This is a genomic window from Cupriavidus necator N-1 (assembly GCF_000219215.1).
Classification (GTDB): Bacteria; Pseudomonadota; Gammaproteobacteria; order Burkholderiales; family Burkholderiaceae; genus Cupriavidus; species Cupriavidus necator.
Genome location: NC_015726.1, coordinates 1531496 through 1543878, shown reverse-complemented (window position 1 = coordinate 1543878; position 12383 = coordinate 1531496). Strand labels below are relative to the sequence as shown.

The window sequence follows — 12383 nt, the reverse complement described above, 5'->3', positions numbered from 1 at the left end:
TGCACTTGCTGGCCCCTCTGAAACAGCATACCCGCGTTTCCTCCCTCTCGTCGGTAGAAATAAACAAAAAAAGCCGCTCGCTTCTACGCGAACGGCCTTTCCGCCCAGCTGCCGGTGTGGTCCCGACCACTTACCACGTCTGGCAGCCCTCGCGTCAGTTGGACCCCGCCACTTTGGGCTGCTGCTCTTCATACATCAGCAGCGGAGGTGCATCGCCGTTGATCGTATTTTCATCGATCACCACCTTCTGCACACCCTTGTAGTTGGGCAGGTCGTACATGACGTCCATCAGCGACTGCTCCAGGATCGAACGCAGGCCGCGGGCCCCGGTCTTGCGGCGGATCGCCTTGCGGGCGATGGCGCTCAGCGCACCCGGGCGGATTTCCAGCTCGACGCCTTCCATTGCCAGCAGCTTCTGGTATTGCTTGACCAGCGCGTTCTTGGGCTCGACCAGGATCTGCATCAGCGCGGCCTCGTCCAGCTTGGACAGCGTGGCGACCACCGGCAGGCGGCCGATCAGTTCGGGGATCAGGCCGAACTTGATCAGGTCTTCCGGCTCGGTCTGCGGCAGCACTTCGCTGGCGTCGCGCTCATCCTTGCTCTTGACCTGCGCGGCAAAGCCGATGCCGGTCTTGTCCGAGCGCTGCATGATGACCTTCTCCAGGCCATCGAAGGCGCCGCCGCAGATGAACAGGATGTTGGTCGTGTCCACCTGCAGGAAGTCCTGGTTCGGATGCTTGCGGCCACCCTGCGGCGGCACCGATGCCATGGTGCCTTCGACCAGCTTGAGCAGTGCCTGCTGCACGCCCTCGCCCGACACGTCACGCGTGATCGACGGGTTGTCGGACTTGCGCGAGATCTTGTCGATCTCATCGATGTAGACGATGCCGCGCTGCGCCTTCTCGACTTCGTAGTTGCAGTTCTGCAGCAGCTTCTGGATGATGTTCTCGACGTCCTCGCCCACGTAGCCGGCTTCGGTCAGCGTGGTCGCGTCGGCGATCACGAACGGCACGTTGAGCAGGCGCGCCAGCGTCTGCGCGAGCAGCGTCTTGCCCGAGCCGGTCGGCCCGATCAGCAGGATGTTGCTCTTGGACAGCTCGACATCGTCCTTCTTGCCGAGGTGCTTGAGGCGCTTGTAGTGGTTGTAGACCGCCACGGCCAGGATCTTCTTGGCCTGTTCCTGGCCAATCACATACTGGTCCAGGCTTTCGCGGATCTCGTGGGGCGTGGGGAGGTCCGAGCGCGCGGCCGCAGCGGCGTCTTTCTCGGATGCCGTGGCCTCGTCCCGGATGATCTCATTGCACAGGTCGATGCATTCGTCGCAAATGAACACCGACGGGCCGGCAATCAGCTTCTTGACCTCATGCTGGCTCTTGCCGCAGAAGGAGCAGTACAGAAGCTTTTCGCTGGATGAACCTTTTTTGTCCGCCATAGGAATCAGTCACTTTTGCTGTGCGCACACCGCGGGGCGAAAGGCTCCCCGGAGATACGCTTCAACGCATCATACGCCAAAACAATTGGCACCACCGGCGGTTCCCCCCGGCTGTGGGGCAAAAGCAAAAAACGAGGCACGGGGCCTCGTTCCGGTGTAGCCTTCGCCATTTGAGCCCTTGCCAGCCTGGCCGGCCGCCGCTGCGGATTGCGCCACGGCGGCCCGCTGCATCAGCCGCGACGGGCGAGGACCTTGTCGATCAGGCCGTAGTCAACCGCCTGGTCGCCGCTCATGAAGTTGTCGCGATCGGTGTCGCGCGCAATCTTCTCGACCGGCTGGCCCGTCACCTCGGACAGGATGGTGTTGAGCCGCTCGCGCAGGTACAGGATCTCGCGCGCCTGGATCTCGATGTCCGAGGCCTGGCCGCGCGCGCCGCCCAGCGGCTGGTGGATCATGATGCGCGAGTTGGGCAACGCCGAACGCTTGCCCTTGGCGCCAGCCGCCAGCAGGAACGCGCCCATGCTTGCCGCCATGCCCATGCACAGCGTGGACACGTCCGGCTTGATGAACTGCATGGTGTCGTAGATCGCCAGCCCCGCCGATACGGAACCGCCCGGCGAGTTGATGTACAGCGACACGTCCTTGTCGGGGTTCTCGCTCTCGAGGAACAGCAGCTGGGCCACCACCAGGTTGGCGGTCTGGTCATTGACCTCGCCCACCATGAACACCACGCGCTCCTTCAGCAGGCGCGAGTAGATGTCATAGGCGCGCTCGCCCCGGCCGGACTGCTCGACGACCATCGGCACCAGCCCCAGGCCCTGGGTTTCCAGTGCCGAAGCCTGCGTGGTGGCGAGACGGTCAAGCAAATCATTGCGGGTCATGCATGTTCTCCATGGATTCGTCGGATCGCAAGGCCATCCGGGGTAACTCGGGAAGTTGCCCCGCCCCACGCCGTGGCGCGGGGCTGCGGGTCACTTCCGGCCTCAGGCTTGTTGCTGGTTGCCTTCGGCGGTGAGTTCCTCGAAGGACACCTTCTTGTCGGTGACCTTGGCCTTGTCGCACACGAAATTTACCACGTTGTTTTCGAGCACGTAGGCTTCCATTTCGGCCAGGCGCTGCTGGTCGCCGTAGTACCAGCGCATGACTTCCTTCGGGTCTTCGTAGCTCTTGGCGAAGTCCTCGATCTCGGCCTTGATCTGGTCAGCCTTGGCTTCCAGGCCGTTGGCCTTGACGATCTCGGCCAGGATCAGGCCCAGCTTGACGCGGCGCTCGGCCTGCTGCGCGAACATCTCGGCCGGGATCGGCATGTCCTTGGCGTTGGGCATGCCACGCTGCTCCAGGTCGCGGCGGGCCATTTCCACCAGGCGTTCCTGGTCCTGCTCGATCAGGGCCTTGGGCACGTCCAGCTCGCTGGCCTTCAGCAGCGCTTCCATGACCTGGTCCTTCAGCATGGAATGCGTGCGGCGCTTCACTTCGCGCTCGAGGTTCTCGCGGATGTCGGCGCGCATCTTGTCGACGCTGCCGTCGGCAATGCCCAGCGACTTGGCGAAGGCATCATTGACTTCCGGCAGGTGCGCCCACTCGATCTTCTTCAGCGTCACGGTGAACTCGGCGGTCTTGCCGGCCACTTCCTTGCCGTGGTAGTCGGCCGGGAAGGCCAGCGGGAAGGTCTTGCTTTCGCCGACCTTCAGGCCCAGCGCGGCCTGCTCGAACTCGGGCAGCATGCGGCCTTCACCCAGCACGAACGGGAAGTCCTCGGCCTTGCCGCCGGCGAACTCTTCACCGTCGACCTTGCCGACGAAGTCCAGCGTCACGCGGTCGCCGTTCTGGGCGGTGACGTCGGCACCGCCGTCGCCATGCTCGCCGGCTTCGCCGCGGGCGTGGTAGTGCACGCGCTGCTTGCGCAGGATGTCGATGGTCTTGTCGACTTCGGCATCGGTGATTTCAGTGCCCGTGCGGGTGACTTCGGCAGCCGACAGGTCGCCGATGGTCACTTCCGGGTACACCTCGAAGGTGGCGTCGAAGGCGACTTCGTCCTCGCCCACGCCTTCGTTCTTGATCTCGAACTTGGGCTGGCCGGCAACCTTGACGTCCTGTTCCTTGGTGATGTCGAAGAACTTGCGTGCGGCCTTGTCGAAGCGCACTTCGAACTCGACCTGCTGGCCGTACTGCTTCTCGACCATCTTCATCGGCACCTTGCCCGGACGGAAGCCCGACATCTTCACGGTCTTCGACAGGCGAACCAGGCGCTCCTGCTTTTCCTTCTCCACTTCGGCCTTGGGGATGGCCAGGGTCACCTTGCGGTCCAGCTTGCCGAGGTTCTCAATCACGTTCGACATGGTCGTAGATCCAATCCAGAAAATGTAGTTGTGTTCGTAGGTGCTACCGCTTGCGCATGTACCGCCCGCTTTACCGCCACGGCGCCGTCACCACAGGACGGCCGGGGCGGCGCACCGGCGAACGGGAAGCTCCGCGCAAACGGAAAACGGGGATTATCGCACGGTTTTCATTCGCTTCCGGCAGATTTTGCCCGGAACGGGCCCGGACCCGCCCGCCGGACCCGCGGTGCTATCCCGTCTGCCCATGGCGCAGCGCGCGCAGCAGCAGGCGTGCCGGATCCATCGCATCGGCCAGGTCCGACTCCAGCGGCAGCGGCTCGCCCTCGATCTGGCTGGCCAGCAGTTCCGCGCCCAGCGCTGCCCAGGTGAGGCCGCGCGACCCATATGCAAGGGCGGCGTAGAGCCCAGGCATGCGCGGCAGGTCACGCAAGTGCGCGCCGCGCAGCGATGCGGCCTGCGCCAGCGCGGCGGCCTCGTCAGGCACCTGGCCGACCAGCGGCAGCCGGTTGTGCGTGACCGTGCGCACGCCGACATAGCCGGAGAGCGTTGCGGGATCGATGGCGGCCACGGCATCGGCCTGGCGCGGCAGCATGCCGGACAGGCGCGCCAGATTGGCCGCGTGGACCGCCGGCTGCTCCACCAGCGGGCCTTCGTCGGCGTCGTAGCTGGAGCCGACCCGGCCCGCGCCGTCTGCGGCACGCGGCAGCAGGTAGCCGGCACCGGTCACCACGCAATCCGGCCAGCCGCCGAGCGCGTCCACCTGCGCCGACCCCAGCGTGGTCAGCTGCCCGCGCACGCGCCGCATGGTCCAGTGCTGCCGCGGCAGCAGTTGCTGCGCCTCATGTGCGTTGGCCAGTACCAGCACCGGCGCCGATGCCAGCACTTCACCGTCCTGCCCGACCGCCTGCCATTGCCCGTCAACGCGCGCGATTGCAGCAACCCGGCAGCCGAAACGTGCCGTCACCGCAGCGCCCGCTTGCGCCAGCTGCGCCGCGCAGATGTCCGGCGGCGCCAGCCAGCCGCCTTGCGGGAACCACAGGCCGCCACGCGGCACGCCGGCATGGTGGGCCGCTGCCGCCTCTTCAGCGCGCATCCAGCGCACGAATCCTTCCGGCAAGCCCAGCGCCGCCAGCGCGGCGCGCTGGGCCTCGCTTTCGGCTTCGTCCTCGCCGATCTGCAGCACGCCGCAGCCATGCCAGCCGACCGGATGGCCGGCCTCGGCCAGCGCCGCCCAGGCACGCAGCGCGTACTGGTTGCCGGCGCGCGACAGCCGCGACAGCAGGCTGTCGTCGGCGGACACGTGCGCATGCATGGCCGCCGCGCGGTGCGCCGAGGTCTGCCGCGCCGGCCCGTCATGGCCATCGAACAGCGTCACGCGCCAGCCGCGCGCGCCCAGCCGCTCGGTCACGGCGCAGCCGGCCAGGCCGGCGCCGATCACGATGGCATGGCGCTCGGCCCATTGCGCCGGCAGTGGCGGCGCATGGCGGCGCGCTTTCCATTGCGGGCGGAAGCGCGCGACGGTCATTTGCCACTTGCCGCCAAAGCCGGGCGCCTTGCTGACTTCGAAACCGACGTCCTTGAGCCCGCGCCGCACGAAGCCCGCGGCCGCCCACGTGGCCAGCCTGGCGCCTGGCCGGGCCAGCCGCGCCAGTCCGCGGAACACCTGCGGCGACCACATCTCCGTATTGCGCGCCGGCGCGAAACCGTCCAGGTAGAAGGCATCGACGCCGGCCGCCAGCAGCGGCAGCATCTGCTCGATATCGCCCAGCGCCAGCGTCAGCACCACGCGCCCGCCGTCGAAGGCCAGGCGGTGCAGGCCCGGCAGCGCCAGCGGCCATTGCGCCTGTAACGCCTGCGCCAGCGGCTGCAGCCCGTCCAGCCCGGCGTGCAACTGCGCCAGCCCTTCGCGGGTGAACGGGTGCTTTTCGATCGAGACGAAATGCAGCGATCCGCAGCGCTGGGGATCATCGCGCCACGCCTGCCAGGTCGCCAGGAAATTCAGCCCCAGGCCGAAGCCGGTCTCGACGATGACGAACTGGCGCTGGCCGGCCCACGCCTGCGGCAGGCCGTTGCCGCCCAGGAAGACATAGGCGGCCTGCGCCAGCCCGCCTTCGGTGCTGTGGTAGACGTCGTCGTAGCGGGGCGAATACGGGATGCCTTCGGCAGACAGGATGGACTCGGCGGGCTCTAATGCGCGCGGCATGGGACAGGAAACTCGGCGAAAAGCAAAATGCCAGGGCGGATTCGCCGGGGCGTGGGAGCGGGGTTGGCCGGGGTTGGCAATTCGCGCCGGATGGTAGCATAGCGGCCTTCCCGCAGACCGCACCGCCCTGCCCCTTGATCTGCGCCGCCCAGGCGCCCCGCTCCACATGCTCAGCTACCGTCACGCCTTCCACGCCGGCAACCATGCCGATGTCCTCAAACACGCCATCGTGGTGCAACTGCTCGATCACCTGGCGCAGAAGGACAAGGCGTTCTGGTATATCGACACCCATGCCGGCGCCGGCCTCTATGCGCTGGACCACGCCTACGCGCAGAAGAAGGCCGAATTCGAAACCGGCATCGCGCCGCTGTGGCGCGCCGCCGCCAGCGGCACCCAGCTGCCGGCGATGCTGGACGAATACCTGGACCAGGTGCGCGCGCTCAACCCGGACGGCAACCTGCGCCACTACCCCGGCTCGCCCTGGCTGGCCTGGCAGATGCTGCGCGAGCACGACCGGCTGAGGCTGTTCGAGCTGCACAGCACCGAGATCCAGGTGCTGCGCGACAACTTCCGCGGCGCCGGGCGCCGCGTCATGCTGTACGACGGCGACGGCTTCGGCGGCATCAAGGCCATCCTGCCCCCGCCGCCGCGCCGCGCGCTTGTGCTGGTCGACCCCTCCTACGAGGACAAGCAGGACTACGCCCGCACCGTGCAGACCATCCGTGACGGGCTGGAGCGCTTTGCCACCGGCGTCTATGCGGTCTGGTACCCGCAGGTGCAGCGGCGTGAATCGGTGCAGCTGCCGGTGCAGCTCAAGGGCCTGCCGCTCAAGAGCTGGCTGCACGTGACCCTGACCGTCAGGCATCCGGTCGAGGGCGGCCTGGGCCTGCACGGCAGCGGCATGTTCATCGTCAACCCGCCGTGGCGGCTGAAGGAATCGCTGCAGCAGGCCATGCCGGTGCTAACCGACCTGCTTGGCCAGGACGACGGCGCAAGGTTCACGCTCGAAGCCGAGGAGAGCTGAGGCGGCGCACCAGCCAGTCCAGCGCCATGCCCGCGGCCAGGCCGACGCTGTCGGCCAGCAGGTCGAGCCAGTCGGCCTCGCGGTAGCCGGTCTGCCCCTGCAGCAGTTCGATCAGCCCGCCGTACGCCACCAGCCCCAGCAAGACGGCCCAGCCACGGCCGGTGTAGGCGCGCCGGCCCAGCACGCCCAGCACCGCGAACGCCAGCATATGGTTGGACTTGTCCCAGCCGGTGGTCGGCAGGGGCTGCGTCGGCGGCATCAGCGAAAGCGCCAGCACCGCGGCCGCGCAGCCCCAGAACAGCAGGCGCCAGCGCAGCGGGGTCAGGGTCGGGAAGGCAATCATCGGCATGTGTGCGGCATCTGGAAAGCCGACAATATAGCCCTGCCGCCTGCCGCCGCCACCGCAGCGCCCGGCAGGGCTGGATTCCCCCCGCGCCTTGCGCTACAATCCGCAGCCTCGTTGCACCGCAGGTGCGAGCCATGCCGACACCACGGTTCGGCGGCCAGTGCCGGCAGCAGCGGACAGGTGAAAGGCGGGCAGTTCCAGCCGCCTTTTTTGCTTTCCTGTCCGGCGCAAGCCAGCGAGCATCGCGGCCGCCCGCCCGGGCAGCGCCGCAAGGACCGCGAGGGTGGCGAAATTGGTAGACGCACCAGGTTTAGGTCCTGACGCCAGCAATGGTGTAGGGGTTCGAGTCCCCTCCCTCGCACCATCCGCCCTTCAAGTGGCGGACTGACAACTTCCGTTTTCAAATCCCCTTCGGCCCGCTTCTCCAGCCAGGCACTCCCACGCCGCGGCACTTTCCAGTCTGCGCCAGCGACGCTATCATTTCGTCATCGTATCGATAATCGATACATTCGTATATTGGTGCAATACTCATTCATCGTGGTGCAGCCATCCCGCGGATGGTGCCGCCCGGCCTCTCGCCCGCCGACGCAACTATGCCGTCAAAACCTGTCCCGCTACCCACGCCCGACCGCGACAACCCGCTCTTCAACCAGTCGCTGGAAAAAGGCCTCGAAGTCCTGCGCGCCTTCAACGGCGTGCACCGCACGCTGACCCTGTCGGAGCTGGCCGCGCTGACCGGCATGAACAAGAGCTCGGCGCAGCGCACCATCCATACGCTGGAAGCGCTGGGCTATGTCGACAAGCACCCGCAGACGCGCCGCTTCCGGCTGACGCCGCGGGTGATGGAGATCGGCTACAACTACCTGGCGGCCGACGCGCTGATCCCGGTGGCCAGCCCCTACCTGTCGCAGCTGGCCGCAGCCAGCGGCGAGACCGCCAACCTGACCGAGCCGGTCGGGCTGGACATGGTCTACGTGGCCCAGTTGATGACCGCCAAACACATGCCGGTGCTGACGCCGGTGGGCATGCGCATCCCGATGTACTGCACCAGCTCCGGCCGGGCCTACCTCAGCACGCTGCCCGACGAACAGGTGCTGGCGATGCTGGAGCAGTCGGCGCGCGTGGCGCGCACGCCCGCGACGCTGACCGGCGTGGATGCGATCTTCGAGCGCGTGGCAGCGTGCCGACGGCTGGGCTACGCCAGCAATGAAGAGGAACTGTTCATCGGCGACATGGGCCTGGCCGCGCCCATCGTCAACAGCCGTGGCGTGGCGGTCGGCGCGGTGCACGTGTCGCCGCCGGCCAGCCGCTGGAGCATGGCCGAGGCGCAGAAAAAGCTGGCGCCGCTGGTGATGGAATGCGCGCGGGCGATCTCGTGCTCCATCGCCCACTGAGGCCCGGCACCGCGAACGCCGGCCAACGTGCGCAGGGGTGGTAGAACACCTGAGTGCCAGTGCCTTTCGCGGACCCTTGCCGCGATCTATGCTGAAGGTGTCTGGGCGGCACCGCGCCGGTCCGGCATCGTTATCTCAGCCCTGATCGGAGGGCATATGAAATTCCCCGCTTTGCTGTTGGCAGCGTCGATGACCGCTGGCTGGTCATCGTTTGCACAGGCCGCCGGATGCCAGTACGACATGCAGTGCAAAGGAGAGCGGATCTGCCAGCAAGGGCAGTGCGTCTTTCCTGACGCGGAAGAAACCGCGGAAGCCGGTGGGCCGGCGCCGCTGTCGGCGACCAAGCGCACGCCGGCCCCACCACCACCCCGTGGGTGCTGCACCGTGGCAGGCAAGCTGAAGCTGTCACCGGCCGCGGCCGCGGATACCAGCCTGGCGAGCGGCGATGCGTGCCAGGGGCTGACCGCCTCCGGCAAGCCGGTTCCCGGCACGATCTGCAACTAGCCCCGGATCTGGCGCAGGCGCCCTAGCGCGCGTGCGCCAGCATGGCCTGCAGCAGCACGTTGGCGCCCGCCTCGATGTGCTCGGGCAGCGCGTCTTCAAGCTCGTTATGGCTGATGCCGTCCTTGCACGGCACGAAGATCATGCCGGTGGGCGCGCGCCGCGCGACGTAGACCGCGTCGTGGCCGGCGCCGCTGACCACGTCCATATGCGGCAGGCCCAGCACCGAGGCCGCGCGCCGCACGCTGTCCACGCATTCGGGCGCGAACACGCACGGCTCGAACTTCACCACCTGGCGGATTTCGACCTCCACGCCGGCGGCCAGGGCAATGCCTTCGAATGCCGCCTGCATGGCCGCGTGCATGCGGTCCAGGCCAGCCTGCGACAGGTTGCGGAAGTCGACCGAGAAATCGACCCGGCCCGGAATCACGTTGCGCGAGTTCGGCGTGACCTGCAGATAGCCGACCGTGCCGCGCCCGTGCGGCGCCTCGTCGCGCGCGATCTGGTTGACCGCCTCGACCATGCGCGCGGCCGCCAGCATCGCGTCGTGGCGCAGCGCCAGCGGCGTCGGGCCGGCGTGCGCGTCCATGCCGGTCACGGTCACGTCGTACCACTGCTGGCCCAGCGCGCCCGAGACCACGCCGATCGGCAGGCCGGCCGCCTCCAGCACCGGCCCCTGCTCGATATGCGCCTCGAAGTAGGCCGCGAACATGCCGCCCGGCACCGCGCCCGCCGGCTGCGCGCCGCGGTAGCCGATGGCCGCCAGCGCGTCGCCCACGCTGACGCCATCCACATCGGCCTGCGCGCGCGCAAAGGCCGCGTCGAATTCTCCGGCGAACACGCCCGAGCCCATCATCACCGGCGTGAAGCGCGTGCCCTCCTCGTTGGTCCAGAACGCAACCTCCAGCGGCGCGCGCGTGACGATGCCCAGGTCGTCGAGCGTGCGCATGACCTCCAGGCCGGCCAGCACACCGAAGTTGCCGTCGAACTTGCCGCCTGAGGGCTGGGTGTCGATATGGCTGCCGGTGGCCACGGCACGCGCGTCGGGGTCGCTGCCGGCGCGGCGCGCGAAGACGTTGCCGATCTCGTCGACGCGCACGTCGAGCCCGGCCTCGCGGCACCACTGCACCACCAGGTCGCGCCCCTTGCGGTCGGCTTCGGTCAGCGCGATGCGGCACACGCCGCCCCTGGGCGTGGCGCCGATCGCGGCGAGGTCCATCAGCGATTGCCACAGGCGGGCGCCATTGATGCGGGGAAGGTGTAGCTGGTCCATGTCTGGTTGCGGGTGGGGTGGAGGGAGAGGAAACGGCAGCAGGTTCAGCAAGAAGCAGACCACCATCGCCCGCGCTTCGGCCCGGGTTCCCGGCCCTGCCACCGTGGCACATGACTTGCTTTGCAGACATCCGTCCCCTCAAGCCAACCCAGGAGCAAGCCTGTGCACCACGATCCCTCCCTTCTCGCGAAAGGTCTCAAGTCAGCTGCCTCGGTCATGAGCGCCGCCGTGCTGGCGCTGCTCGCGCTGCCCGGTGCCGCCCATGCCGACAAGGTGCTGCGCATCGGCATGACCGCCGCCGACATCCCGCGCACGCTCGGCCAGCCCGACCAGGGCTTTGAGGGCAACCGCTTCTCCGGCATCCCGATGTACGACGGCCTCACCCAATGGGACCTGTCCAGGGGCAACGGCCCCAGCCTGCTGATCCCGGGCCTGGCCACCGAATGGAAGGTCGACGCCGCCGACAAGACCAGATGGGTGTTCAAGCTGCGCCCCGGCGTCAAATTCCACGACGGCACCCCATTCAACGCCGACGCCGTGGTCTGGAACGTCGGCAAAGTGCTGGACAAGACCGCCAGGCAGTTCGATCCCAGCCAGGTCGGCGTAACCGCCTCGCGCATGCCGACGCTGCGCACGGCAAAAAAGATCGACGACCTCACCGTCGAGCTGGTCACCTCCGAGCCGGATTCGTTCCTGCCCTACAACCTGACCAACCTGTTCATGGCCTCGCCCACGCAGTGGGAGAAGAAGTTCGCCGCGGTGCCGGCCTCGGTCACCGATCCGGTCGAGCGCTCCAAGCAGGCCTGGGTCGCGTTTGCCGCCGACGCCGCCGGCACCGGGCCGTTCAGGATGAGCCGCTTGGTGCCGCGCGAGCGCCTGGAAGTGGTGCGCAATGCGCAATACTGGGACGCGAAGCGCGTGCCAAAGATCGACAAGGTGGTGATGGTGCCGATGCCCGAGGCCAACGCCCGCACCGCCGCGCTGCTGTCGGGCCAGGTCGACTGGATCGAAGCCCCGGCGCCCGACGCCATCGCCCAGATCAAGAGCCGCGGCTTCCAGGTCTACGCCAACGCGCAGCCGCATATGTGGCCGTGGCAGCTGTCGTTCGCGCCCGGCTCGCCGTGGCTGGACAAGCGCGTGCGCCAGGCCGCCAACCTGTGCGTCAACCGCAGCGGCCTGAAGACCCTGCTGGGCGGCTACATGGCCGAGGCCAAGGGCATCGTCGAGACCGGCAATCCGTGGTGGGGCAATCCGAAGTTCGATATCAAGTACGACCCGGCCGCGGCGAAGAAGCTGATGCAGGAGGCCGGCTACTCGGCCGCCAAACCGGTCAAGGTCAAGGTGCAGGTGTCGGCGTCGGGCTCCGGCCAGATGCAGCCGCTGCCGATGAACGAGTACGTGCAGCAGAACCTGAAGGAGTGCTTTATCGACGTCGATTTCGACGTGGTCGAGTGGAACACGCTCTTCACCAACTGGCGCGTCGGCGCCAAGGACGCCAGCGCGCACGGCGCCAACGCCATCAACGTCAGCTTTGCGGCAATGGACCCGTTCTTCGCCATGGTCCGCTTCGTCAGCACCAAGACCCAGCCGCCGGTCTCGAACAACTGGGGCTACTTCGGCAATGCCGAGTTCGACAAGCTGATCGAGAACGCGCGCACCTCGTTTGACGAGAAATCGCGCGACGCGGCGCTGGCCAGGCTGCATGCACGCATCGTCGAGGAATCGCCGTTCGTGCTGATCGCGCATGACGTCGGCCCGCGCGCGATCTCGAAGAAGGTCAAGGGCGTGGTGCAGCCGCAGAGCTGGTTTATCGATATCGCGACAATGTCGATGGACTGATCCCGGCCGCGCCCGACGGACGCCGCGCGGCA

General features: G+C 67.5%; 10 protein-coding genes and 1 tRNA gene. 5 read left to right on the top strand and 6 right to left on the bottom strand.

Annotation, left to right across the window (positions count from 1 at the left end):
* Positions 1-154: 154 nt before the first annotated feature.
* The 4 genes from clpX to mnmC all read right to left on the bottom strand — a co-directional run bounded on the left by clpX (position 155) and on the right by mnmC (position 5974).
* Positions 155-1432, bottom strand: a complete 1278-nt coding sequence (gene clpX / locus CNE_RS07400) for an ATP-dependent Clp protease ATP-binding subunit ClpX (protein WP_013956501.1) — start codon at positions 1430-1432, stop codon at positions 155-157.
* A 230-nt stretch (positions 1433-1662) separates the two neighbouring features.
* A complete protein-coding gene (gene clpP, locus CNE_RS07395; protein ID WP_011615108.1) occupies positions 1663-2313 on the bottom strand; it encodes an ATP-dependent Clp endopeptidase proteolytic subunit ClpP in 651 nt (216 codons plus the stop codon).
* A gap of 102 nt (positions 2314-2415) precedes the next feature.
* Complete coding sequence (gene tig / locus CNE_RS07390) at positions 2416-3771, bottom strand: trigger factor (RefSeq protein WP_013956500.1); 1356 nt, start codon at positions 3769-3771, stop codon at positions 2416-2418.
* Between the two features lie 229 nt (positions 3772-4000).
* Positions 4001-5974 carry a bifunctional tRNA (5-methylaminomethyl-2-thiouridine)(34)-methyltransferase MnmD/FAD-dependent 5-carboxymethylaminomethyl-2-thiouridine(34) oxidoreductase MnmC gene (gene mnmC, locus CNE_RS07385; protein WP_013956499.1) on the bottom strand — a complete coding sequence of 658 codons (1974 nt, stop codon included), beginning with the start codon at positions 5972-5974 and terminating at the stop codon, positions 4001-4003.
* A 166-nt stretch (positions 5975-6140) separates the two neighbouring features.
* Between mnmC and CNE_RS07380 the strand changes: the two genes are divergently transcribed.
* Positions 6141-6998 carry a 23S rRNA (adenine(2030)-N(6))-methyltransferase RlmJ gene (locus CNE_RS07380; RefSeq protein WP_013956498.1) on the top strand — a complete coding sequence of 286 codons (858 nt, stop codon included), beginning with the start codon at positions 6141-6143 and terminating at the stop codon, positions 6996-6998.
* Here CNE_RS07380 and CNE_RS07375 read toward each other — a convergent pair.
* Complete coding sequence (locus tag CNE_RS07375) at positions 6973-7347, bottom strand: VanZ family protein (RefSeq protein ID WP_013956497.1); 375 nt, start codon at positions 7345-7347, stop codon at positions 6973-6975. The two genes, CNE_RS07380 and CNE_RS07375, sit on opposite strands and share 26 nt — an antisense overlap.
* A 274-nt stretch (positions 7348-7621) precedes the next feature.
* On the opposite strand from CNE_RS07375, the gene CNE_RS07370 reads away from it, so the two are divergent.
* The 3 genes from CNE_RS07370 (at position 7622) to CNE_RS07360 (ending at position 9242) form a co-directional block, all read left to right on the top strand.
* Positions 7622-7708: transfer RNA gene (locus CNE_RS07370), tRNA-Leu, on the top strand.
* A gap of 229 nt (positions 7709-7937) precedes the next feature.
* Entirely contained in the window at positions 7938-8738 is an 801-nt protein-coding gene (locus tag CNE_RS07365; RefSeq protein WP_013956496.1) for an IclR family transcriptional regulator, read from the top strand.
* 156 nt (positions 8739-8894) lie between these two features.
* The gene (locus tag CNE_RS07360) at positions 8895-9242 is read left to right on the top strand and encodes a hypothetical protein (protein WP_013956495.1); all 348 of its coding nucleotides are present in this window, start codon (positions 8895-8897) and stop codon (positions 9240-9242) included.
* Positions 9243-9264: 22 nt separating this feature from the next.
* On the opposite strand, the gene CNE_RS07355 is transcribed toward CNE_RS07360, so the two are convergent.
* Positions 9265-10512 carry a Zn-dependent hydrolase gene (locus CNE_RS07355; RefSeq protein WP_041227884.1) on the bottom strand — a complete coding sequence of 416 codons (1248 nt, stop codon included), beginning with the start codon at positions 10510-10512 and terminating at the stop codon, positions 9265-9267.
* Between the two features lie 216 nt (positions 10513-10728).
* Here CNE_RS07355 and CNE_RS07350 point away from each other — a divergent pair, with 216 nt between their 5' ends.
* Positions 10729-12351 (top strand): ABC transporter substrate-binding protein, encoded by a 1623-nt coding sequence (locus CNE_RS07350; protein ID WP_049800552.1) that lies wholly within the window; start codon positions 10729-10731, stop codon positions 12349-12351.
* The last annotated feature ends 32 nt before the right edge of the window (positions 12352-12383 follow it).